The organism is Streptomyces sp. H39-S7 (assembly GCF_027158205.1).
Lineage (GTDB): Bacteria > Actinomycetota > Actinomycetes > Streptomycetales > Streptomycetaceae > Actinacidiphila.
In genome coordinates, this window is record NZ_JAPVLU010000056.1 from 1 (window position 1) to 22,650 (window position 22,650).

Sequence of the window (22,650 nt, forward strand, 5' to 3'; positions counted from 1 at the left end):
AGGTGGTGATTCCGTCCTGTCCGGCTCGGTCGACGAGATGCTCCAGGAGCAGGGTTCCCACGCCCTGGTGGTGGAGGTCGTCGGCGACGGTCAGGGCGATCTCCGCGGAGCAGGGGTCGGTCCCGGTTTCGTACTCGGCGAGGCCGACGACCTGTCCCGCGAGCAGGGCCAGCAGTGCGCGGTGGCCGGGCGTGGGGGGAGCGCAGACGCGGTCGGCGGCCTGCCGGCCGGCCCGGCGGCTCGCTCCGAGGAACCGGAGTCGCAGATTCTCGGCCGACAGCCGGTCGAACAGCCACACCACGGCGGCATGGTCCTCCGGCCGGGTGGGCCGTATCGCGACGGTCCTGCCGTCGGCCAGCAGCGCGTGGGTCTTCTGCACGGGGTGTGCGGTGTCCGTCATCACGGTCCCTCTCCTCGGGTTCCGTTCCACGATCCGGCCGACGGTGGGCAGCGCGCAGGGGCTGGCCGGGGCAGCCGCGAGGGCCGTTCGGCCCTGATCGGTGCGGAGGTCCCGACAGCTGCGTCGGGCAGGGCCGAACGGCTGCTCCGCGGGGACCTGCGGACCCTGGGCGGCCTCGCGTCGGCGAACGAGCATGGAGACACCTGAACTGTGAAGGAGTGAGGCGACGATGACTGTGACCACGCCATCCACCATGGGCGTGTCCGATGCCGCGTGGCGGGGGTTCTCCGGCCGGTCCTGGCGCGACCGCATCGACGTGCGCGACTTCATCCAGACCAACTACACGCCGTACGAAGGCGACGCCTCGTTCCTGGCGGGACCGACGTCGCGCACCCTCGCGGTATGGCACAAGGTCTCCGCGCTGTTCCCCGAGGAACGCCGCCGGGGTGTCCTCGACATCGACGCCCGGACGCCTTCGGCCATCACCTCGCACCGTCCCGGATGGATCGACCGGGAGCGTGAGCTGATCGTCGGTCTGCAGACGGACGCCCCGCTGAAGCGGGCGATCATGCCCAACGGCGGCCTGCGGATGGTCGAGAACAGCCTGCGGGCCTACGGATACGAGCCCGACCCGTTCGTCACGAGGGTGTTCGGCACCTACCGGAAGACCCACAACGCCGGCGTCTTCGACGCCTACACCCCGGAGATGCTCCGCGCGCGCAAGGCCGGCCTCATCACCGGCCTGCCCGACGCCTACGGCCGGGGACGGATCATCGGCGACTACCGGAGAGTCGCCCTGTACGGCACGTCGCGGCTGATCGAGGTCAAGCGTGCCGAGCGGGCCCTGCTGGACGCCCGGCCCTCCACATCCGATGTCATCCGCGACCGTGAGGAGATCGCCGAACAGATCCGCGCGTTGGGCGAACTGGAACAGATGGCGGCCTCCTACGGCTGCGACGTCACCCGCCCGGCAACCACCGCCCACGAGGCCGTGCAATGGCTCTATCTCGGCTATCTGGCGGCGGTGAAGGAGCAGAACGGCGCCGCGATGTCCCTGGGCCGCACCTCCACGTTCCTCGACGTCTATCTGGCCCGCGATCTGGCCGAGGGCCGGATCGACGAGAGCCGCGCCCAGGAGCTGATCGACGACTTCGTGATCAAGCTGCGCATCGTCCGGTTCCTGCGCACCCCGGAATACGACGCCTTGTTCTCCGGCGACCCGACGTGGGTCACCGAGTCCATCGGCGGTATCGGCGACGACGGTCGGCCGCTGGTCACCCGTACCTCCTTCCGGTTCCTGCGGACCCTCGCCAACCTCGGCCCCGCCCCCGAGCCCAATCTCACCGTCCTGTGGTCCTCACGGCTGCCGGAAGGCTTCAAGCGGTTCTGCGCCCAGGTGTCGATCGACACCAGCTCCATCCAGTACGAGTCCGATGAGCTGATGCGCCCGCGGACCGGTGACGACACCGCGATCGCCTGCTGCGTCTCGGCGATGGCGGTCGGCAAGCAGATGCAGTTCTTCGGCGCCCGGGTGAACCTCGCCAAGGCCCTGCTGTACGCGATCAACGGCGGCCGGGACGAGATGACCGGCGTGCAGGTCGCACCGGTGTCGACTCCGTTGACCGGCGAGTATCTCGACCCTGATGAGCTGACCGCCGCGTACGACCGGATGCTCGACTGGCTCGCCGGCACGTACGTCAACGCCCTCAACGTCATCCACTACATGCACGACAAGTACGCCTACGAGCGGCTCGAGATGGCGCTGCACGACTACCCGGTGCAGCGCACCATGGCCTGCGGAATCGCCGGCCTGTCGGTGGCCGCCGACAGCCTGTCGGCCGTCAAGTACGCCCGGGTGAAGGTGATCCGGGACGACTCGGGACTGGCCACGGACTACGAGGTCGAGGGCGAGTACCCCGCCTACGGGAACCACGACGACCGGGCCGACAGCATCGCCGTCGACCTGGTGCACACCTTCATGGCCAAGCTGCGCCGGCATCCCACGTACCGGGGTGCGGAGCAGACCCAGTCGGTGCTCACCATCACCTCCAACGTGGTCTACGGCAAGCACACGGGCAACACCCCGGACGGCCGTCGCGCAGGGCTGCCCTTCGCGCCCGGTGCCAACCCCATGAACGGCCGCGACCGCCACGGGCTGGCGGCCTCCGCCCTGTCGGTGGCCAAGATCCCGTACGAGCAGGCCCGTGACGGCATCTCGCTGACCTCGACGATCACCCCCGAGGGGCTGGGTCACGACCCCGCGGAACGTGCCCTCAACCTGGTCGGCATCCTCGACGCCTACACGGCTTCCGGCGGCTTCCACATGAACGTGAACGTTCTGGACCGGGCCACCCTGGAGGACGCCATGGAGCATCCGGAGAAGTATCCCGAGCTGACCATCCGGGTCTCCGGTTACGCCGTAAACTTCGTCCGCCTGACGCGTGAGCAGCAGCTCGATGTGATCAGCCGCACCTTCCACGGTGCGATGTGAGCACCGGCCGGATCCATTCCTGGGACCTGTCCACGGGCGTGGACGGGCCCGGCACCCGGTTCGTGCTCTTCATGAACGGCTGCCCGCTGCGCTGCTCGTACTGCGCCAACCCCGACACCTGGAAACTGCGCGACGGGCGCAGTATGACCGTCGACGAGGTGATGGACGAGATCGCGAAATACCGGTCCTTCATCGACACCGCCGGCGGGGGAGTCACGCTCAGCGGAGGTGACCCGCTCCTGCAGGCCGACTTCACCGCCGAAGTCTTCCACCGCTGCCACCAGATGGGTCTTCACACTGCCCTCGACACCTCCGGCGCTCTCGGCGCCCGCGCCGGTGACACGCTGCTCGCCGATACCGACCTGGTCCTGCTCGACATCAAGTCCTTCGACATCGAGGCCTACCACCGGCTCACCGGCGGCCACCTGGCCCCCACCCTGAGCTTCGCCGGACGGCTCGACCGGCTGGGAATCCCGGTCCGGATCCGCTATGTGCTGGTGCCGGGCCTGACCGACGACCGGGCTGCGGTGGACGGCCTGGCCGCCTTCGTCGCCGGACTGGACAACGTCGAAGGGGTGGACGTGCTGCCCTTCCACACGATGGGCACCCACAAGTACGACGACCTCGGCATCCCCTTCGTGCTGCGCGACACCCCCGCACCGGGGCCCGCGCTCCTGGAACGGGTGCGAGGTCAGTTCCGGGAGCACGGCGTGCCGGCCGTGTAGATCGGCGGCAAGGACGTTCGGCCCCCGGAGGGACCTGCAAGGCCCCTCGGTATCCACTCCTGGGCCTGTGAGGCTGGAAGCGAGCGGGCGACCGCACATCACTCCATGGCATCGCGCGACATCCCATCGACCGCGGTCCGACGACTCTCCGGAGGCTCCATGTCCGACACGAGCGCGAACACTTCCGACCGCCCCATCGTGGTGGGCACGGACGGCTCACCGCCCGCCCGGCACGCCGTGCTCGTCGCACTGCGCGAAGCACAGATGCGCGGCACCGGACTGCGGGCTGTCTGTGCCTACGACTACGGGCCCGACCGCTATGCCGGCTACGAGTGGCTGACCGCGTCGGACAACGCCGGCCTGTACGTACAGCTGCGTGACATCGCGGAACAGGCTGTGACGGACACCGTCGCCGAACTCCAGAAGGAGCTCGGCGGCACCCCGGTGGAAGTGGAGGTCGTGGTCGAACCGGGACGCCCCTCACAGGTGCTGCTCGAGGCCAGTGCGGACGCCTGTCTGCTGGTGGTCGGCACCCGGGGAGCGAGCTCCTGGGGGCGCCTCAGGCTCGGCTCGACCAGCACCGAGGTCGTGCACCACGCACACCTTCCGGTCCTGGTCGTCCCCGGCGACGACCCCGACGCCCCGTAACTCCGATCGCAACGACACCGGGCCCCGGACCCGGGGACGGGTTCCGCATCATGACCGCCATCAGCTTGTTGCAGGCTCCGCACCCGGACCTGACCCACCCCCGAGGTCCGGATGCTGCTGAAACCGCAGTGTGCCGACCGGGGGATGGTCGACGGTGCCTGGTGGCCGCGCACGCGTGACCTGGCCCGTGAACTGCCGTCCCTGGTCGCGGTCCTGGACGAGCGCTGGGGCCGGATCACCCGGGTCGCGGTGAATCCCCGCAGCTGGCCGGAGATCCCGAAGAAGGTGCCCGCGGGAATCCATACCGTGAGCGTCGGATGGTTCGACGCCGAGCAGGACCCCGACGACCTGCTGCTGCTCTCCTACACCGTCGGGCGCTGGGGCCTGCTGATCGTGCCGCCGGAGTGCGACCCCGAGCGCGCCTCCTGGCTGATGTGCACCGCGGCGGACGTGGACAACCGGCAGAGCGTCCGAGAGCTGATGGCCGACCCGAGGTCGGTTCGGCACACCACCCAGGCGGCTCCGTGGGAAGCCCTCTGAGGGCGACAGCAGTCGACGACAGCCGGGGCCGGCCTGCGGGCCGGACCCGGCTGCAGTGGTTCCAGGGCTATGCACCGTTGTCCTCGGGCGAGTTCACACGCAGTGCGGCGCGTCCGGACTTCAGGCGGGCAGCCGGGAGGCGGAATGGAGAGCAGGAGACGTAGTCGAGTCCCGTCCGCTCGAAGAAGTCGACCCTCGGTCAGGTAGCCGTCGACGTCCCTTGCCTTGCTCTGCACCATTCCGTGAGGTTATGTCGGATTCAAAGCCCTATCGACATTTCAAACACTTCTTAGCACTGGTGACCGCCACCGGCCGGGCCGGACGTCAGGAGACCGCCTGGCGGGGCTGCCGCCGGGCGGTCTCCTGATCGGGACAGGGCGAAGACCCCGTTCAACAACACACCCCGGGTCAGGCAGGAACAACGACGACCGGGCATGGCGCGTGCTGAACACAGTGCTGACTGACCGAGCCGAGCAGGATCCCGGCGAAGGCCCCGTGCCCCCGGCTGCCCACGGTCAGCAGCTGCGCACCGACCGCGGCCTCCAGAAGCACCTCTGCCGGATGTCCCTCCACCACTCGGGCGAGTACCTCGACGGGCCGGTCGAACTGACCTGACACGTCGGCGACGGCCGCGTCGAGGTTCTTGCGAACGCTCGCGGCGATCTCACCGGTGTCGACGATCCCGGGTGTCCAGCCGTAGCTGGCGACGTAGGTGTCGGGGTTCTGCCAGGTAGCGATCGCCTCAACGGTGGCGTCGGTCAGCCGTGCGTACGTCATCGCCCATTTCAGCGCAGACTTGGAGCACTCCGATCCGTCGACTCCGACGACCACACGTCGTGCAAGTTCAGGGGTCCGCTGCGGCATTGTCGATTCTCCTGAGAATGAGGGCGGCCGACCCGACGGGCCGGCCGCGGTCTGCGAGCGGGACGAGCAAGGTCAGCGGCTCGGCCCTGACCGATCGGTTCCAGGCATCTTCGCTTCCTTCGTGAGAGCCGAACCGGCGTCGCTTCTACTGTGCGACGCGGTGCGGACCCCGCTCTTGGGCCGAAGAGGGACATCCGTAGGGCCGAACGACCCTCGCCGTACGTGAGGTGACGACTGGTGGCGCGGCCTTCAGGTCAGCGGACGTGAATCCGGCGTCCGGTGATGCGGTCCGGATTGATCCGCACCCACATGGCGCGGTCACCGCCGGCCCATGGCCCGCTGTGGGTCCGTTCGATGAGGTGCCGGACGCTGTCCGGGGCGGTGACATGTTCGGCGTTGCCGACGACGAGCACGCTCCATCCCTGGCTCAACGCCTCGTCGATGTGATCCACCTCGAAGGCGACCCGGGCCCCGATCGACAGTGCGGGCGCGGATCCCGGCGATGTCCTGAAGACCAGCGATCCGTCCGCCATCTGGTAGTTGACAGGGACGATGGCGGGACCGTCGTCCCCGGTCACGGCAACGCGTCCCACCCCGTGCGTGGACAGCCGTGCTCGGCATTCCTCCGGTGTCATCTCCACCAGTTCCGGATGGCGGGCCTCCTTTCCGAGGCCGGGCGGCAGATCCGTGCCGCCTCCGCGCAGCTCGGACACCGTGGTCTGCAGGGCGTCGGCGAGGCTGAGGAGGAGGACCGCGCTGGGGACGGCGGTCGGCTGTTGCTCCAGGTACTCCAGATAGGGCGTGGCCATACCTGCCAGGTCGGCCACCTGTTCGCGGGTGAGGCCCAGTTGTTCGCGACGCAGCGCCAGCCGCCGTCCTATGTCGCCGACAGGCTGCGGCCGGACGGAAGCGGCGTCTGTTCTCGTCTGCTGGTTCATGGCCAATCGCTTCCCTGGTGATGTCGGTGGGTTCCCCGGACTCGATGTCAGTTGCGGGGGCCGATGTCGTCGTCCGGGCCGCCCACCGGTACGGAGGCACCGTGGGTCACGCCGTAGGGTCCGTACAGGTCGAGCAGCCGGGTGCGGGTGGAGTGCAGTCGGCCTCCGATGACCGCCGCGCAGAGCAGGACGAACTCATGCCCCAGACCGGGATCGGCGGAACACAGGTCACGGACCGCTGCTGCCGGAAACTCCGTGGCCTGCACGGCGGTGTGCGCTTGGGCGCCGAGTTGCCACCGGAACGGCGGGAACAGCCAGGACCAGCCGAGGAGTTCGCCCGCCGCGACGGTCTGCACCATGGCTGCTTGCCGTCCGGGGACGTGCAGGTCCAGGGTCACCTCGCCGCGGTCCAGGACCCAGAAGCGTTCGGCGGTCCGGTCGGCGTCGAAGATCCGGGTGCCCGCGGGAAAGGCGACCGGTGTGGACAGCGCCATCAGTCGGTCACGGTGTGCGGTCGTGAGCCTGTCGAGAATGGAGTGTGTGGTGGACATCGCACTGTCCGTTTCCGCGGCTCCGCGGTCTTCGACGGGTGCAGACGTGGTCGCGCTTCGCCGCTCTGGTCGACCGTCGTTCCTGCCTGCCCTCTCATCCTCACCCCGGGGCGCGGACGTGGGCAGGGGCCGAACGTCCTCAGCCGGTGGCAGGGCGGCCCCGAGTACGAAACTGTTGCCAGCACGCCACAGAAAGTGACGATCCCGTCGCCCACGCACACCCGCACCGCCCCTTCAATGTCCGATGGGCTCACAGGTGGTCTCACCGCCAGGGTGAGGGCGCGGCCCGCGAGCCGGATGCGGACGGGAGGCTCGTCGGACGGCGGAACGTTGATGCTCAGGCTTCGGCGTGCATGGTCAGTCCGATGCCCCAGTGGCTTCGGTAGCGGTTGGAGGGGCCGTATTCCGACAGTTCCGGGAGCGGCGCCGGGTCGAGTGACAGCTCGTCCTCGCGGACCTCCAGGCCGGTCAGGCCGCGCTGGACGAGGTCGAGCGTGCCGGCCATGGCGCCCAGGTGAATGCCCTCGGCGGTGGTGCCGCCCTGAAGGTCGGCCACGTCTCCGGTGAGCGCCTCCTGGCAGTACTTCCAGGCGCCGGCCCGGCGGGCCCGGGCCAGTACCCATCCGTGGACCAGACAGCTGAGCGTCGAACCATGGCTCGTCCTGCGCAGGTAGTAGTCGACAGTTGTGCGCCAGGTGTCGTCGTCGAGGCCGCACCTGAGGCGCCGGAAGAGCGTGGCGAGTTCGGCCGGCGAGAAGAGGTAGCCGAGCATCAATACGTCGGCCTGTTTCGACGCCTGGTAAACGTTGACGGTGTCGCCCTCGGCCTCCAGGATCCGGTCGAGGCGCCGGATGTCCCCGTGCCGGGCGCGGTAGCCGTCCCAGTCCAGTTCGGCCAGGCCGCCATAGTCCTCGAACTGACTGATGACTCCGCGGTGGAAGGGCACCCGCAGCCGGTGCGAGACGTCCTCCCAGAGTTCGAGTTCTCCCGCGTTTAGCCCGATGCGCTCGAAGAGCGCCTGGCGGCGTGGGGCGGGCAGGCTTCCGGCGAGTTCCAGAGCACGGGCCAGGACCCATGCGGCTGTCACATTGGTGTACGCGTTGTCATCGAGGCCCGGCTCTGCGGCACCGGGGTACGCGTCGTGGTACTCGTCCGGGCCGACCACACCGCGGATCCGGTATCGGTCGTGGTCCTTGTCCCAGACCGCGCTGTCCGCCCAGAAGCGGGCGATCTGCAGCAGCATCTCCGCGCCCGCTGTGTGCAGGAACTCCGTGTCCCCGCTGGCCTGGCAGTACTGCACGACGTTGTAGGCGACCGCGGAACCGACATGATGCTGGAGCCGTGAGTGGTCGGGCAGCCACCGCCCGGAGTGGGGGTTCAGATGCAGCGTCTGCGTCTCCTCGCGGCCGTCGCTCCCGCTCTGCCACGGATACATGGCACCGGTCCGCCCGGCCGCGCCGGCCGCCCGGCACGCCTGGCCCAGGCGCCGGTAACGGTAGGACAGCAGAGCCCGGGAGACCTCTGGGAGGTGCAGGTTCAGGAAGGGCAGGACGAACAGTTCGTCCCAGAAGACATGGCCGCGATAGGCCTCACCGTGCAGCCCGCGGGCCGGCACGCCCACATCGAGATCGGCGGTGTGCGGTGAGAGGGTCTGCAGGACGTGGAACAGATGCAGTCGCAGAACGCGTCCTGCCTCGCCCGGCACCTCCAGCTCCGCCCGCTGCCACAGACGCTCCCACGCGGCTTCATGGGACGCGAGCAACGCGGCGAAGTCACCGGCTCGCCGCGTCCGGCCTATGGCCGCGTGCAGCGGATCGCTGATCGCCGGGTCGTGCGAGGTGTGCAGCGCGACGGTCTTCTCGACGATGACAGGGCGGTCCGGCCCGATCGGCAGCGTCAGCGCATGGATGGCGGTGCGATCCTCCACGATGAGCCGCTCCGAGGTGGCAATGCTCCCGGTCACCTGGGTACGGACGGCCATCGCGACGAGGATGTCGGAGGTGGTGGTGCGGCACTCCAGCCACACCGTGTCCGGCTCGGTGGCTTCGGTGTGCCAGCGGCCGAGGTGCCGGCCGTTCAGATCGCGGTAGCGGTCGACGCCCGAGTTTCTGATGTCGCCGTCGAGAGCGGATTCCACCTCCAGCTCACCCTCCCAGCCCTCGGCGGTGAATTCGGTCCGCAGGGCGGCCAGATGCGGATCGCCCATGTGCACCAGCCGGCACTGCACCACGGTGATCCGGCGCCCCTGCACGTCACGCAGCCGCATGCGTCGCGTCAGCGTGCCACAGCGTAGATCCAGGATCTCCGAATACTCCGGAAGTGAGCCGTCGTCCGGGGAGAACCAGGGACCGGGTGCGGTGTGGCCGTCGGGATCCGTGTCGCGGACTCGGAAGCGCAGTGGCAGCCAGTTCGGCAGGTTGACGATGTCCTCGTTCTCGACCGTGCGTCCGGATACGGTCGAGGTCAGCCGGTTGTAGTAGCCCGCCGCGTAGGTCCCCGGATAGTGCGCGGTGCCCGCCTCCTCCTCGGGGGCGGCGCCGCGGGTGGCGAAGTAACCGTTGCCGAGGGTGCACAGCGATTCGCGAGGTGGCGCTGGTCGGTCCTGCCGTGCGGTCGACACCGACGACCAGGCCGAAGCCGCCCCGGCGGCCCGCTTCCACGCCCGCCAGAGCGTCCTCGATCACGGGCCCGCGCCCGCCAGGAGTTCGGGAGCGTGGCGGGAGGTGGATACGGCGGCGCAGGGCACACCAGCGGCGCCCAGCGCGTGCAGCACCCGTACGGTGCCCGGCCAAGCCGCGATGCCACCGGACCGCAGCTGCTGGGTGAACAGTTGCTCCTTGCGGGCGGCGACCGCCTGCACAGTGCCCGTTCCGGGTGGGTCGTCGGCATCGCCCGGGGGAAGCCGCAGGTCGCGCGAGGCGAGGAAGGCGGCCGCGCCGTCCAGCCGATTCCTGCCGTCGACCTAGCGCCGGTAATCCTCCACCGGATCGAACGGGCGGTCGTCTCCCGCTGCCCGCAGGCAGGCGTCGAAAGCGGTCCGCCGGGCGGCGGCGTGGACCCGGGCCGAGTCGGTGAGGACCCCGTCGGTGTCGAACACCACGGCCCGCACCGACCGGAGGACCGACAGCATCAGCGATGCCGCCGACGCGTCGGCGTTCTCTTCCGCCGGGGAGGGGCTCGGCCGTCGCGCCGCGTCGCGGCCCGCCGTCGTCACAGCCGGGCCGCGACGTAGGTGGTGAGGTCCAGCAGGCGGTTGCTGTAACCCCACTCGTTGTCGTACCAGCCGAAGACTTTCACCAGATCACCCTGCGCCTGGGTGAGCCCCGCGTCAACGATGCACGACGCCGGGTCGCCGATGATGTCGCGCGAGACGATCGGCGCGTCGGTCACTCGCAGGACGCCTTGCAACGGCCCCTCGGCGGCCTCGGCGAACGCCGCGTTGACCTCCTCGGAAGTGACGTCCTGCCGGAGCAGCACTGTCAGGTCGGTCAGGGACCCGTCCTCCACGGGAACCCGTACTGCGATGCCCTCCAGGACGCCGGCCAGTTCGGGGAGCACGATGCCCACTGCGCGGGCGGCGCCGGTGCTGGTCGGGATGATGCTCACGGCGGCGGCCCGGGCGCGCCGCAGGTCCTTGTGAGGACCGTCGAGCAGCGCCTGGTCGTTGGTGTAGCCGTGAACGGTGGTCATCATGCCCTTGATGATCCCGAAGCGTTCGTGCAGAACGTGGACCATCGGTACGACGCAGTTGGTCGTGCAGGACGCGTTCGACACGATGTGGTGCCGGCCGTGGTCGTAGTCGGTCTCGTTGACGCCCATGACCACGGTGAGGTCCACGTCCTTGGCCGGCGAGGAGATCAGTACCTTGCGGGCCCCTGCCTTCAGATGCAGCGATGCCTCGTCGCGGGTCCGGAAGCGGCCCGAGGACTCGATGACGATGTCCACCCCGTAGGTACCCCAGGACAGTTCCGACGGATCACGGACCGCGGTCACCACGATGCGCCTGCCGTCGATCGTGATCGACTCCTCGTCGTGGCTGATCGCCCGTCCGAGGCGTCCGAAGGTCGAGTCGAACTCCAGCAGGTGGGCCAGCGTCGCGGCCGGGGCGATGTCGTTGATGGCCACCACCTCGACCGGGGCGGTGCCGCCGTCGGCCCGGTCCAGGACACAGCGCAGGTAGTTGCGCCCGATGCGGCCGAACCCGTTGATGCCCACACGTATGGCCATGATGATGTCTCCTCGTTCGGTCGGTGATGGTCCGTCGTTTACCGCTGGGTCGTGCGACGTGGCAGGACGCAACGGGGCTGGGCGGGTGCCGGGTGGGGGTCAGAGCAGCCAGCGGTGGTCGCGGACGACGGGCAGTCGCGACCAGATCCGGCCGAGGCCCCAGACGCTGCCGGCGGAGGTGACGGCGAGCGCGATCATGACGGCCGCGTACAGCAGGTGGTAGTCGACGAGCGGGTTGTTGGACATGCTCAGCGTGCCGTCGGAGGCGTGCCGGGCCGGCGGCCATTCCGCCATCCACATCAGCGCCATCATGGCGGTACCCGCGACGGCGGCGAACCACAGCGCGATGCCGGCCGTCAGGGCCACCCCGACGCCCAGGAGACCGAGCATGAACAGCCAGTTCGCCCAGCCGGCACCCGCCCAGGAATGGAAGGTGGACTGCATGGGGCCGGCGGAGACGCCGCTGAGGAAGCCCTTCGTCGGCGAGCCGCCGTCGACCCAGCCCTTGCCGGACGCGGTCGCGTAACCCCAGCCGTACGCCTTGTCGAGGAAGGCCCACAGGAAGATGAACCCGGTCAGGATGCGGACACCGGCGAGGACCCGTGTGCTGGTCGACATCGCGGCCAGAGCCTGCGCCGTGCCGGACTCTGCCGAGGTTCCGACCCTGTGTCGTGCCGGCAGGTGGAACCCGGTGCGCTGTTGCGGGTGCTCGTGGACTGCCATGGTGGCTATCCCTTCCGGGATCTGGAGGAGGGACGCGGCAACCGCGTCCGGTCCCAATGTGCCGTCGTCGGGAGCGGGAGCTCAGGGGCCCGCAGTCCCGGCGACCGGGCCGAACGTCCCTACTCCGAGGGCCCGTTCAGCCGAACGGGTACGTCAAGTCCGACCTGCTCGGTGCTGGCGTTGAGGCGCGGTTCGTCGTCACACCGGACGCCGGCCCCACTCAGGAGCGGTCAACGCCCACGCCCGTTCCCATTCCCCCATGCGCCGCCGATCGGCACCCCGGCGGACCAGCCCGCGCACCATGACGATCGCGAGTGCCGAGCAGACGGCGCCCAGCGCACCACCGACCCACGTCAGCGATATGAGCTCCTCGCCCGCTACGGGCGCCGGAACCTGCCGCCCGGTCCGGTCCAGCCACACCGTGGCTCTCGAGCCGCGCAGACTCCCGGAATCCGCCTTCACCGTGCCGGTCCCCACGGTTCCGGCGACACCTGTCCAGCGCACCTTGACGTCATAGCGAACACTGCCGGCACCCACTCGCGGAACCGCCTCCGGCGCGTTCTCCAGCAGGACCGCTGCCACGGGGTGCCGCGACGCCCGCTGCTCCCTCGACGCCTGGACACCGGCGGTGTGGGCGGCGCGGCCGGCGGTGAAGGCGGCCGCGGGCAGAAGGAGCAACAGCGCAAGCGCCGTTACCAGGTTCACCCAACTTTCGATCACGTCCGAGCGGCGGCACAGCGGATTGCTCCGCCGCTGCCGCCACCACAGTTGCTTCTTCACGGTGTCGCGACCTCCTTGACCAGTTCGCGTGCGACACCGCGTGCCCACAGCCGGATCTGCTCCGGGTCGCGGAAGTCACCGCCCCGGCCGGACTTGACGATCATGCGGGCGATCCGGCCCTTGGCGCCGTCCTGCAGGCAGCCGCCGAACGTGACGTGTCCGCGGGCCTTGAGACGGTCGACGAGGCGCTGGACACCTGGCACCGGAGGGATCAGGCCTTCACGGGCTGTGGCGTCGAGAGGCCCGCTGCTGAACAGCCAGATGGGCCGCTCGGCCAGATCCGCCTCGTGGTGCCAGGCGAAGCGGACCGCCTCACGGCGCCACCGGCCCGCGTACAGGGCGCCGCCGAGGACAACAGCGTCGTAGGGGCCGACGCTCTCCACTTCACCGACAGCCCGGGCCTCCGCCGCCAGACCCTGCTCGCGCAGCGCCTCGGCGATCATCGTGGCGATGCCCGCGGTGGAGCCGTTCTTCGATGCATACGCGATGAGTACGCGTTCGGTCATCACAGGTCTCCTGACAGCTTTCACAGCCGGCGAATGTGGTGCGGCGTGGCAGCGCGTTCCGACACCGAGGTCGCCGGGTGGCCGGCGGACCGGCTCCGTTCCAGCGTGAAGGCCGTGCCCCTGCCGGGGGAGGGGCCGCAGGGCCCCGCCAAGGGCCCGACCGGCCCCATGAACCCTGGCGGGCGGGCCGGGTGACCAGCAGGCCCGCCCAACATGACTTATGCTTGAAGAGTTCTTCAATTTGGCATTTAACCGACTGCGTAATGGATGGGTTTCGAGTGGCGAGGTGTGACGAGGCCATTCGTCGACGTGAGGTGTGAAAAGGTCGACTCGCGTGGCGTGAGGGCGGCAGCCGGGGGACGGGAACGCCGCGCAGCGTTCGTGGCGGAGCTCGACGCAAGCGAACGCTGCAGAAGGTGGGAGACGAGACGTTGCTGAACGTGCAGATTCCGCTGTATCAGGCGAAAGCGGAGTTCTTTCGAATGCTGGGGCATCCGGTACGCATCCGTGTGCTGGAGCTCCTCCAGGCTGGGCCCATGCCGGTTCGGGATCTCCTGGCCGCAATTGAGGTTGAGCCGTCGAACCTTTCGCAGCAGTTGGCTGTTCTGCGACGTTCGGGGATCGTGGTCGCCAGCCGTTCGGGGGCAACCGTGAACTATGAGTTGGCGGGCGCGGATGTGGCGGATCTGCTGCAAGCCGCACGGCGGACCCTGGGGCAGTTGTTGGCGGGCCAGGAGGGTCTGCTGGCAGAACTTCACGCGGACCAGGAAGCGGATGCGGCAGTCAACGGGGATCAGGTCATCCGTTGAAGCGTCGTAGGGGAGCGCCGGCAGGCCAGAGCAGGTCGTCGGTCGGCTGGTCTGCGAAGCCATCCGCAATTGCGCAGCGCGGTCGGCAGCCGTAGAGATCGCGCTCGCTGTCCATTTCGGTCAGGTGCCGCCAATCCTGTGCGGGGCCGGGAAGTCGGTGTGTTTGCTGTGCGTGCTGCAGAGGCGGTATGCCCTGCGGATCCACCCAGGCCCGCAGAAGCGAATGCCAACGCGCCCCACAGGGTTGACCTCGGACGCTCGTTCCCGCAGACGAATGGAGACCGGATATGACAGGCGAGACGACAGCTGGGCCCCACGCCAGCAATGCGGGAAACGGAAGCGAAAAATACAAGGAGAAAGCAGTCGTTCTGCGAGTGATGGTCTACGTCGTCGCGGGGCATCTTTTTGCCGGATTCCTCTGGCTGCTCTTCTACCTGGGGGCCCACTCGCACTGATGAGTCAGTCAGTCAGGACTGGGGCGTTGCCGTGACGGTTCGGTGCAGCGGTTCGGCCATGCTCCGTGTCATGGTCCGGTGACCAGGGTTACGTCCGGGTGCCGGGTGCCGGGTGCCGGGTGCCGGGTGCCGGGTGCCGGGAGGTGGATACGGCCCGGGTCGTGGCGATGCGGCCTCCGTGACTCGCCTGGTGTCGCGGATCCCGCGCCGCGGACTCACCCAGATCCTTGCCCGTCAATCGATCGGGCCGCCTTGCAAGTGGTGCAGCGGCCACCCCGCATTGCTGGAGCGGGGGTTCTCCTGCGGGGCGGCCGCCGTTCGTGGGTGTCAGGTTGAACCAGGTGCGGGAAGTCGGCCCTCTGGGGTGATCCGTTGGTCACCTGAATCTACGAGACTCATTAATTGCCAATGTTGGCAACTATAAGGCCTGTGGAGAGCAGGAGAGCGCACGCTGTGCCTGCGGTGGGACCGCAATGCAGGGGCAGGCACCGCTAGGCGGCATGTTGCGGGCCGTAGGGCTCAATTCCCCGCCCGGGCCGCAGGTTTGCCATGGCATGGCAGGCGAGCGTTTCTTCGGCGGGGCCGCTTCCAGCTGCTGCGCCGGTGGCCGTCACGCCGCAGTCCTTGGGTTCGGACCGAGGGTGAGGACGCCGAGCGCAACGCCGTCGTCGTCCACGACGGGCCACACGGCAAGTGACCTCTCGCGCATGGTGGCCTCAGCCTCGCTGAGGGGCATGTCGGGGCGGGCGAAGGGACTGCAGTCGTGGGGGATGTCGCGCACGCGGGTGGCCTCGGTATACCAGGGCTGGGCGCTGTGGGCGGTGAGCTGATCTCGGGTGACGATGCCGGCGCAGTGACCCTCGTCGTCGCGGATGAGGACGTGGTCGGTGCGGGCGCCGCGGAGCACGGCGAGGGCTCGGTCGATGGTCGTGTGGTCGCTCACGTGCAGCTCGGGGAGAGCCATGGCGTCGGCGACGGTCGGGCGGGCGGCATCGGTCATGGTCGGCTCCGAAAGGTTCGGGCCCGCGGGCCGGTCAGGAGGGTCCGGGTGGCGAGGTCGTCAGGGTGGGATTGGTGGCACGGAGGTCTTGCAGGAGCTCGGCCTGGCCGGCCAGGACGCCGCTGAGGATGGTGCGGGCGACCGTCAGGAGCTCGGCCACCTGGGGGCTGGTGAGCCGGTAATAGACAGTGGAGCCCTCTTTACGGGTCGCCACGAGGTTCGCGCGGCGCAGTACGGCGAGTTGCTGAGAGAGGTGGGCGGCTTCGATTCCCACCTCGGGCAGCATTTCCGCCACCGCGTGTTCCCGCTGGCTGAGCAGTTCCAGCACGCGGATGCGGACCGGGTGGCCGAGGGTTTTGAAGAAGTCGGCCTTGAGTTGGTACAGCGGGGCGCTCACGTGGGCCGCCTCCAGGGTTCCGGGGCCGGGTCCCGGCACATGGTCGGTGGGTTCCGGGCAGCAACGGCGTGCGAGCACCTTGTCCCGACCCGGGAGAAGCAAGGAACTGATCTCTTGCCGACTTTAGCAATTCCGTGCGGTTCTCCTCGTTCAGGCGGCGCGCGAGGGCCCCGCCGGCCGCCGTCGGCCGGTGTCCGCGGACCCCGGAGCCTGGGCAAGAGCCGTCAAAGCGGCATCCAGGTCGGGAAAGACTCGGACGCCGACCAGGGAATTCTCGGTCAGCAGCGGGGTGGAGCGACCTCGGAGCCCGCACAGCGCCAAGCCGGCGGGCGAGGCGGCGAGGATCGCGGCCTCTCCGTCCGGGCTCCAGCCCATCAGCCCGGACATGTCCAGCACCAGCGTTCCCGTGGTTCGCGCCCGGGCCCAGCCGACCGCTCCGGTGAACCGGGAGGTTACCCGCCGGCCCAGATGGCCGTGCAGATGCAGCACGCCGGTGCCGTTGCAGTCTTCGAAATTCCACTCCATGGCTACTTCCGCCCCCGTCCCTCACCGCTGGGGATCGCACCCGCAGGGTCGGCGGTGGCCACTGGTCGCCCTGCTGCCAGGTGCCCGTCGCGAAAGCGCCGCGCCCATGCGGACGGGAGCCATCCTGGCCAGGGGCGATGTTCACCGCCGTCGCCATCGCCGCTCTTATGGGGCGGCATCGCTTGAGCGCTCCGGCCAGCACGGGGTGCGGTGGCGGAGAACGGGTGCAGCATGCGGTCGTTCCCACACCGCGGACAGCGGCTGCTCCCGTCGAGGGCGGCGGGCCTGCAGCGCAGGGTGCAGGCGGGGCAGAACAGGACCGGAGCTTCGTCGCCACGGAGGGGTGTGATCCGCATCCGCCTCTTGATTCCATTGTTCATAGTTGCCAATCTTAGCAAGTGCTAAGGTTTGCAGCTAGTGGCCGCTCCGAGGCCCTGACATCCGGAGCGGCCACCTCGCCGACTGCACAGGTGCGCCGACGGCTGTTGCCGGTCCGCCCTTCCCCGCTGGCGGGGACAGGAGGAAAACAAGGGGAGTTGCTGATGGGCGAGGGATTCAGGGCCGCTCTGCAGCGGCAGGCGGCCACGCTGTGTCAGGGGCTGGCTGATGCCGCCGAGGCGGGAGACGCCTGGATGGTCGCCGTGTACTCGGTCGACATGGAGGAACTGCAGCGGTTGGGACGGGCGCACGATGTCGAACTGCCGGTCCCGGTACAGCCTGCCGCAGCGAAGCAGAGGTGATCTTGACGTCGTGCCGCAGTTCGGGCTCCTCCTGCCGCACACCGCGGATCCCCGTGCCGGGGCCCAGGGCGAGGGGGATCTGGCGCCGAGCCATGGCGTGGGCTCGTACGCGACAGCAGGCGCGGGTACTCGGCCCGACCTGTTCCACCGCAGGCGGCCCGGCCGTAGGAACTCGCCCGCGCGCCTTTGCGGCCTCGGCCGCCCCATGCCCACAGAGCGCTTCCCACATTGGAGCCCACCGATGACGCAAGCCCTGCCCAACCTGCTTCCCGTCTCTGCGGACATGGCCCGGTCCCTGCTGGCGTCCGACAGGGCCGGCCGGCTGACACGCTGCGATCCTGCCCTGGCGGCCATCCCTGTCCAGCATCACCTGCTCGACGACGGACAGCTCATCCTGCGCGCGCAACGGCCCGCCCCCGCATCCCGGTTCGCCTTCCCCCGGCAGCTCACGTATCAGGTCGACCAGATCAACATGCGGGACCACACCGGATGGACCGTCATCGTCACCGGTCTCGCCGACCAGATCACCGGCACCCGCCTGAGGCACTACCGGGCGCGACTGGGTGCAACGGCAACGGTGCACGCCGAGCACTTCCTGCTTATCCACCCCCGGAGCATCACTGGCTACCGACTCACCCGCGACGCCTGGTGACGGGCGCACTCCGGGCGCTGCACCGGTCAGCAGAGTCCAGCAGCCGGAATGCCCGATGACCCAGCCCCCTGCCCGAACGCGACCCGAGTACAGCCTTGAGGTGACGTTCCGCTGTCCGGCGTTCTCCACGGTGGCGGCGATCCTCGCCGTGACCGCAGGGGCGGCACTGGTCGCTGAGGACATCCATCCGGACACCGGTGCGCAGCGCGTGTTGGTCGACACCGATGGTCCGCAGACCCTGCACCTGCTGCGTGACCGGCTCGGCGACGACCTGATCCACCTGGCGGACCCCGTGTTCGACGCGGCCGCCACCGGCAAGACCACGCAGCGACTGTGCGTGCCGGCCGCTTCTGAGCGCGATCGTGCCCTGCTGGACAGTACGGCGGACCGGCGGGTCATCGAGCACCTGCTCCTTCAACGCGGTGACGTGGACCGGTACACCGGCCGGGGTCGGCGCATCGCGCTGTTGTCCAACGCCTCCGCAGTCGCCGGCCTGGGTCCGCTGCCGGTCACCTGTGTGCTGCCCGCTCTGGAGTCCGCCGCGGTCCATTTGCGCCGTGCCACCGGCCTGGACATTCACCCCCTGCCGGTGGCGACAGCCACCCCCGGGGCCCTCGCCACGATCGCCGCAGCTCTCGCACCGGGCGCCATGGGAAGGGTCATCACGTGCCGGTGATGCAAGTCAGCGATCCGGGTCACGAACCGTTCGACCTTCCGGAACCGGCAATCTCCGCAGCGGCGGCCGTAGCAGCGGCAAGCCGATAGCCGCGAACGGTTTGTGGGCTGATGTGGGCGAGCGTGTCATGCGGGCCGAAGACCCAGCCGGGGAGCGTACGGCGGTAGTGTGCGGCCTCGTCGACGTCAACGATCAGTCCGACCGGTCCGGTGACGCTGATCGACCACCCGCTGCGCCGTGCCGCATCGATCTCCTCGGCGTTGTACGTCACAACGGTCGGTCCCGCGAGGGCACCTTCGGGCGCCGGGACGCGGACGATGAGACGCCCGTGCTCCAGGACATGGACTGCGGGCCGCACCTGGGTCAGCCCGCGTTGGACGAACACCAGGCGGCCACCGGTGGTGCCTCTGAGCAGCCACAGGGCTTCGGGCGCCATCATTTCCGTCATTCTGGGGGACGTTGAGGTCATCCGGCCGGCTCCTCGGTAGGGATTTTGGCAGCTTGCGCGGGAATTGCCAGAACTCCCGTGCGCTGCAGGTGGGTTCGGGCCGCGCGGATCGCCTCCGGCGTGGTGCTGAAGACTCTGCCGTCGGCGTACAACGGGCCCAGGACGCCGAGCGCGTCCAGAGCCTGCCGCTGGCCGGACTGGATGCCCGATGCCATCACGGTGATCCCTCGACGACTCAGTTTGTGCACCGCGTCCTTGAGGACCAAGGCCCCTGTGGCATCCAGGGCGGTGATGCGTGACAGCCGCAGGATCACCACCCGCACATCGGCGACATCGGTCAACTCCAGCAGGAAGCGGTGCGCGGCGGCGAAGAACAGCGGTCCCTCGATCCGATACGCGACGATGTGCTCGGCCAGCAGTTCATGCTCCTCGACGCTGTGATCGCCCGCCGGGTCGTGCTCCAACGGGACCTGGTCCAACCGGGCATGCAGGGCGACCGCGCGCAGGGCGACCACCGCCGCGACCACCAGCCCCAGGACTACCGCGTACACGAGGTCGAGCGCCAGTGTCGCCAGCGCGGTGAGGATCAGGACCAGCGCGTCACCCCGGGTGGCGCGGACCATCGCCCGCAGCGAACCGACCTCGACCATCCGGATCGCGGTGGCCAACAGCACCCCCGCCAGCGCGGCCAACGGGATCCGTGCCACCAGCGGCGCCGCCGCGAACACGATCGCCGCCAGGACCACGGCGTGGGTGAGTGCGGCAAGCCGGGAACCCGCCCCGGAGCGCACGTTGACCGCGGTGCGCGCGATGGCCGCCGTCGCGGGGACTCCGCCGAACAGCGGTGCGGCCAGGTTGGCCAGGCCCTGCCCGAACAGTTCACGGTCCGGATCGTGATTCTGCCCCACCGTCATGCCGTCGGCCACGGTCGCCGACAACAGCGACTCCAGCGCGGCGAGCGCGGCCACCGCGATCGCGGGAGCCAGCAGCGAGGACACCGTGGACAGCTCCAGGAACCCGAGGGAGGGCGCAGGAAGGCCGGCCGGTAGATGCCCGATCCGGGCCACGTCGAAGTGGGCCGCTTGTGCCGCGAGGGTCGCTGCGATGACCCCGACGATGGAGAACGGCACCGTCGGACGCCAACGGGCACCGGCCAGCATCAGCGTCGCGACACCGGCCGACAGGCCGATGGCCGTCCAGTTGGGATGCGCCGCGAATTCCTCCGTCGCGCGCCACGCCACGACGAGAACCTTCTCGCCCTTCGGCGTGGCGACACCCAGCGCGGCCGGCACCTGCTGCAGTCCGATCACGCAGGCGATCCCCAGCGTGAAACCCTCCACGACCGGCGCCGGAACGTACTTCATGTACCGGCCGGCTTTCGCCACGGCCAGTGCGATCAGGATGAGGCCGGCCATCAGCCCGACGGTGAGCACCCCGCCCGGACCGTACCGGGCCACGATCGGGACCAGCACCACGGTCATGGCTCCGGTCGGCCCGGACACCTGCAGATTCGACCCGCCGAAGACGGCCGCCATTGCGCCGGCCACCACCGCGGTGGCCAGCCCCGCCTCCGCGCCGAGCCCGGACGAAACCCCGAACCCCAAAGCCAGCGGCAACGCCACGATCGCCACCGTCAACCCGGCCAGCAGATCCCGGCGCGGCTGCCGCCGCATCCCGGAGAAATCCGCCCGGACCGGAAGCAGCGAGCGGATCGAACCCCAGAAATCGTGCAGCACCGTACTCACCGGGAGATCTCACTCTTCCGTAGCTCGCCAAGAAGCTCGTTCTGACCGGTCAGGATCTGCGCGAGGATGGTGCGCGCCACGGACATCAACATGGCCACATCTGCGCCGGCCAGCGCGTACACCACGGTCGAACCGTCCCGGGCGGACGTGACGAGCCCGGACCGCCGCAGCACGGCGAGCTGCTGCGACAGACTCGACGGCTCCACCTCGATCGCCGTCAGCAGCTTCCGGACCGGTACGGGCCCGTCCTGCAGCAGCTCCAGCACCCGGATCCGCACCGGATGCGCGAGCATCCGGAAGAAGTCTGCCTTGGCCTGATACAGCGGAACCGCCACAGCGCGCCCTCCTCATCGCCGGCTCCCACCGGACTGGGCTTCGTCCTGTGCCATCGACGACTGCAGACACAGCACCAACAGCATGTAATGAATTGCCATTTTTTGCAATTCTATCAAAGCGCATGAGGATGTCGGAGCTGGAGGGCGACCAGCCGCAGCGCACACCGGTTGTGAGCTCAACGGCCTGGGCCGTGGACGCACCGCCTCCGTTCGGGGGCTGTGCTCCCGCGTTGTCAGTCGTGGGCGATGACGGCGACAGGGGCGGTGGCGTGGTGCAGCACGGCGTGGGCGACCGGCCCGAGATGGGCGCCCAGGGGAGAGCGGCGCAGGTGACGGCCGACGATGACGAGGTCGGCGCCCACCGAGGCCTGGACCAGTCGGCTGCCGGCGGGTCCCATGAACGCCTGGGAGTCGGCGCGAACGGAGGGGAACTTGTCGCGCCACGGCTTCAGCATGTCGTCCAGCATCTGCGTGACACTCCGGCCGATGTCCCGTTCGTTTTCGGGGTCGAAGAAGGGGATGTACTCGTAGGCGGGAGGGAGCTTCCAGCCATGCACGGCCCGCAGGGCGCACTTGCGGCGGGCGGCTTCCTCGAAGGCGAAGGAGAGGAGTTTGTCGGCAGCCTCGTGGATGTCCACACCCACGACGATCTCGCCGTAACCGGCGGGCTCCGTGTCCCCGGTTTCCCGCGGCGGCCGTACGAGGGCCACCGGGGTTTCCGTGGCCGCAAGCGTCGGCATGCCCACCGAACCGACGAAGAAGCCGACCAGGCCGCCCAGGCCGCGGGAGCCGAGGACGAGCAGCCCCGCGTCGCTGGCCTCGGCTGCCAGGGCTGCGGCCGGCCTGCCGGAGAGACAGCGGATGGTGATCTCCAGGCTCGGGTACCGGCGGCGTACGTCCTCCGAAGCCTCGGTGAGCGCCTCGTCGGCCCAACGGTCGGCGCTCTCCCGGCCCAACCGCGGAATGGCAGGGCTTATGGGCCACTCGACCGCGTGGACGAGTCGCAGCGGCACCTCCCGCAAGGACGCCTCCCTGGCACCCCACATGGCTGCTGCCCGGCTCTCGAGTGACCCGTCGATGCCGACGGTCACATGGTGTTTCATGGCGGGAACCTCCTGTGGGCACGTTCCAGCGGTAGCTGGCGACGCCGCGGGTCTGCGGTCTTTCAGAGTGGCCCGGGACACGGAAGCGGAGGAGGGGCCAAACGGCCCCTGGCCGGACCGACCAGCCCCCCGCCCGCCTGGGACGCCGGATCACGCACTCCGCACGCAGCAGCCCGCTGTTGAGGAGGGTGTACACGGGGACTCTTGGCCCATGTCTGAGACCTGAACGGCCCTCCGCGTGGAGAGTCCGCTGTGGCAGCGTGAGAGCTGGACCCTTGGTGGTTCTCGGTGAGGAGGAACCATGGAAAGCACCACCAGCGGCTCCGAAATCGGCTCCGTCATCGTCGGCGTCGATGGTTCGGAGTCGGCCCG

24 protein-coding genes and 3 pseudogenes are annotated in these 22,650 nt (G+C 69.4%); 10 read left to right on the forward strand and 17 right to left on the reverse strand.

Annotated features, from left to right (window positions below):
* The coding region (locus tag O3X23_RS36460) for a GNAT family N-acetyltransferase (protein WP_269277074.1) at window positions 1–400 on the reverse strand (400 nt) is incomplete at its 3' end.
* Between the two features lie 229 nt (window positions 401–629).
* On the opposite strand from O3X23_RS36460, the gene pflB reads away from it, so the two are divergent.
* The 4 genes from pflB to O3X23_RS36480 all read left to right on the forward strand — a co-directional run bounded on the left by pflB (window position 630) and on the right by O3X23_RS36480 (window position 4,804).
* A complete protein-coding gene (gene pflB, locus O3X23_RS36465; RefSeq protein ID WP_269277076.1) occupies window positions 630–2,891 on the forward strand; it encodes a formate C-acetyltransferase in 2,262 nt (753 codons plus the stop codon).
* On the forward strand, window positions 2,888–3,616 hold the full coding sequence (gene pflA, locus O3X23_RS36470) for a pyruvate formate-lyase-activating protein (protein WP_269277078.1): 729 nt from the start codon (window positions 2,888–2,890) through the stop codon (window positions 3,614–3,616). Before pflB ends, pflA begins: the two co-directional genes overlap by 4 nt.
* 159 nt (window positions 3,617–3,775) lie before the next feature.
* Window positions 3,776–4,264 (forward strand): universal stress protein, encoded by a 489-nt coding sequence (locus O3X23_RS36475; RefSeq protein ID WP_269277080.1) that lies wholly within the window; start codon window positions 3,776–3,778, stop codon window positions 4,262–4,264.
* 111 nt (window positions 4,265–4,375) lie between these two features.
* Window positions 4,376–4,804, forward strand: a complete 429-nt coding sequence (locus O3X23_RS36480) for a DUF5994 family protein (protein ID WP_331283994.1) — start codon at window positions 4,376–4,378, stop codon at window positions 4,802–4,804.
* 408 nt (window positions 4,805–5,212) lie between these two features.
* Here the strand turns inward: O3X23_RS36480 and O3X23_RS36485 are convergent, their stop codons facing one another.
* The 9 genes and pseudogenes from O3X23_RS36485 to O3X23_RS36525 form a co-directional block, all read right to left on the reverse strand.
* On the reverse strand, window positions 5,213–5,581 hold the full coding sequence (locus O3X23_RS36485) for a universal stress protein (RefSeq protein WP_232486309.1): 369 nt from the start codon (window positions 5,579–5,581) through the stop codon (window positions 5,213–5,215).
* A gap of 341 nt (window positions 5,582–5,922) precedes the next feature.
* Window positions 5,923–6,606 carry a helix-turn-helix domain-containing protein gene (locus O3X23_RS36490; RefSeq protein ID WP_269277083.1) on the reverse strand — a complete coding sequence of 228 codons (684 nt, stop codon included), beginning with the start codon at window positions 6,604–6,606 and terminating at the stop codon, window positions 5,923–5,925.
* A gap of 47 nt (window positions 6,607–6,653) precedes the next feature.
* Window positions 6,654–7,157 carry a Crp/Fnr family transcriptional regulator gene (locus O3X23_RS36495; protein ID WP_269277084.1) on the reverse strand — a complete coding sequence of 168 codons (504 nt, stop codon included), beginning with the start codon at window positions 7,155–7,157 and terminating at the stop codon, window positions 6,654–6,656.
* A gap of 266 nt (window positions 7,158–7,423) precedes the next feature.
* Window positions 7,424–9,777 (reverse strand): annotated as a pseudogene (locus O3X23_RS36500) (glycoside hydrolase family 65 protein); the annotation flags it as partial.
* A pseudogene (locus tag O3X23_RS36505) lies at window positions 9,746–10,287 on the reverse strand (HAD family hydrolase); the annotation flags it as partial. The pseudogenes O3X23_RS36500 and O3X23_RS36505, both read right to left, overlap by 32 nt.
* A gap of 80 nt (window positions 10,288–10,367) precedes the next feature.
* Window positions 10,368–11,384: a type I glyceraldehyde-3-phosphate dehydrogenase gene (gene gap, locus O3X23_RS36510; RefSeq protein ID WP_198359564.1), complete on the reverse strand. Its 1,017-nt coding sequence runs from the start codon at window positions 11,382–11,384 to the stop codon at window positions 10,368–10,370.
* Window positions 11,385–11,483: 99 nt separating this feature from the next.
* A complete protein-coding gene (locus tag O3X23_RS36515; protein ID WP_198359565.1) occupies window positions 11,484–12,107 on the reverse strand; it encodes a hypothetical protein in 624 nt (207 codons plus the stop codon).
* A 198-nt stretch (window positions 12,108–12,305) separates the two neighbouring features.
* Window positions 12,306–12,887: an Rv1733c family protein gene (locus O3X23_RS36520; protein WP_198359566.1), complete on the reverse strand. Its 582-nt coding sequence runs from the start codon at window positions 12,885–12,887 to the stop codon at window positions 12,306–12,308.
* Window positions 12,884–13,393: a flavodoxin domain-containing protein gene (locus O3X23_RS36525; RefSeq protein WP_198359567.1), complete on the reverse strand. Its 510-nt coding sequence runs from the start codon at window positions 13,391–13,393 to the stop codon at window positions 12,884–12,886. Before O3X23_RS36525 ends, O3X23_RS36520 begins: the two co-directional genes overlap by 4 nt.
* 440 nt (window positions 13,394–13,833) lie before the next feature.
* On the opposite strand from O3X23_RS36525, the gene O3X23_RS36530 reads away from it, so the two are divergent.
* Both O3X23_RS36530 and O3X23_RS36535 read left to right on the forward strand, forming a co-directional pair.
* On the forward strand, window positions 13,834–14,202 hold the full coding sequence (locus O3X23_RS36530) for an ArsR/SmtB family transcription factor (RefSeq protein ID WP_198359569.1): 369 nt from the start codon (window positions 13,834–13,836) through the stop codon (window positions 14,200–14,202).
* A gap of 287 nt (window positions 14,203–14,489) precedes the next feature.
* Window positions 14,490–14,657: a DUF6126 family protein gene (locus O3X23_RS36535; RefSeq protein ID WP_269277088.1), complete on the forward strand. Its 168-nt coding sequence runs from the start codon at window positions 14,490–14,492 to the stop codon at window positions 14,655–14,657.
* Window positions 14,658–15,267: 610 nt separating this feature from the next.
* On the opposite strand, the gene O3X23_RS36540 is transcribed toward O3X23_RS36535, so the two are convergent.
* From O3X23_RS36540 to O3X23_RS36550, 3 genes are all read right to left on the reverse strand, one after another.
* A complete protein-coding gene (locus tag O3X23_RS36540) occupies window positions 15,268–15,657 on the reverse strand; it encodes a CBS domain-containing protein (RefSeq protein WP_269277091.1) in 390 nt (129 codons plus the stop codon).
* Between the two features lie 34 nt (window positions 15,658–15,691).
* Window positions 15,692–16,054 (reverse strand): ArsR/SmtB family transcription factor, encoded by a 363-nt coding sequence (locus O3X23_RS36545; protein ID WP_250989019.1) that lies wholly within the window; start codon window positions 16,052–16,054, stop codon window positions 15,692–15,694.
* A 150-nt stretch (window positions 16,055–16,204) separates the two neighbouring features.
* Entirely contained in the window at window positions 16,205–16,579 is a 375-nt protein-coding gene (locus O3X23_RS36550; RefSeq protein WP_198359073.1) for a hypothetical protein, read from the reverse strand.
* A gap of 542 nt (window positions 16,580–17,121) precedes the next feature.
* On the opposite strand from O3X23_RS36550, the gene O3X23_RS36555 reads away from it, so the two are divergent.
* The 3 genes from O3X23_RS36555 to O3X23_RS36565 all read left to right on the forward strand — a co-directional run bounded on the left by O3X23_RS36555 (window position 17,122) and on the right by O3X23_RS36565 (window position 18,647).
* Complete coding sequence (locus tag O3X23_RS36555; protein ID WP_198359072.1) at window positions 17,122–17,319, forward strand: hypothetical protein; 198 nt, start codon at window positions 17,122–17,124, stop codon at window positions 17,317–17,319.
* Between the two features lie 241 nt (window positions 17,320–17,560).
* On the forward strand, window positions 17,561–17,971 hold the full coding sequence (locus O3X23_RS36560; protein WP_198359071.1) for a pyridoxamine 5'-phosphate oxidase family protein: 411 nt from the start codon (window positions 17,561–17,563) through the stop codon (window positions 17,969–17,971).
* Window positions 17,972–18,026: 55 nt separating this feature from the next.
* Complete coding sequence (locus O3X23_RS36565) at window positions 18,027–18,647, forward strand: hypothetical protein (RefSeq protein ID WP_198359070.1); 621 nt, start codon at window positions 18,027–18,029, stop codon at window positions 18,645–18,647.
* Between the two features lie 19 nt (window positions 18,648–18,666).
* Here the strand turns inward: O3X23_RS36565 and O3X23_RS36570 are convergent, their stop codons facing one another.
* The 4 genes from O3X23_RS36570 to O3X23_RS36585 all read right to left on the reverse strand — a co-directional run bounded on the left by O3X23_RS36570 (window position 18,667) and on the right by O3X23_RS36585 (window position 22,278).
* Window positions 18,667–19,116 carry a pyridoxamine 5'-phosphate oxidase family protein gene (locus tag O3X23_RS36570; RefSeq protein ID WP_232486059.1) on the reverse strand — a complete coding sequence of 150 codons (450 nt, stop codon included), beginning with the start codon at window positions 19,114–19,116 and terminating at the stop codon, window positions 18,667–18,669.
* Complete coding sequence (locus O3X23_RS36575; protein ID WP_198359079.1) at window positions 19,113–20,768, reverse strand: SulP family inorganic anion transporter; 1,656 nt, start codon at window positions 20,766–20,768, stop codon at window positions 19,113–19,115. Before O3X23_RS36575 ends, O3X23_RS36570 begins: the two co-directional genes overlap by 4 nt.
* Before the next feature lie 68 nt (window positions 20,769–20,836).
* Entirely contained in the window at window positions 20,837–21,175 is a 339-nt protein-coding gene (locus tag O3X23_RS36580) for an ArsR/SmtB family transcription factor (protein WP_198359069.1), read from the reverse strand.
* Window positions 21,176–21,408: 233 nt separating this feature from the next.
* Window positions 21,409–22,278, reverse strand: coding sequence for a universal stress protein (locus O3X23_RS36585; protein WP_198359068.1), 870 nt, complete (start codon window positions 22,276–22,278; stop codon window positions 21,409–21,411).
* A gap of 301 nt (window positions 22,279–22,579) precedes the next feature.
* Between O3X23_RS36585 and O3X23_RS44040 the strand changes: the two are divergent.
* Window positions 22,580–22,645 (forward strand): annotated as a pseudogene (locus O3X23_RS44040) (hypothetical protein); the annotation flags it as partial.
* Between the last annotated feature and the right edge of the window lie 5 nt (window positions 22,646–22,650).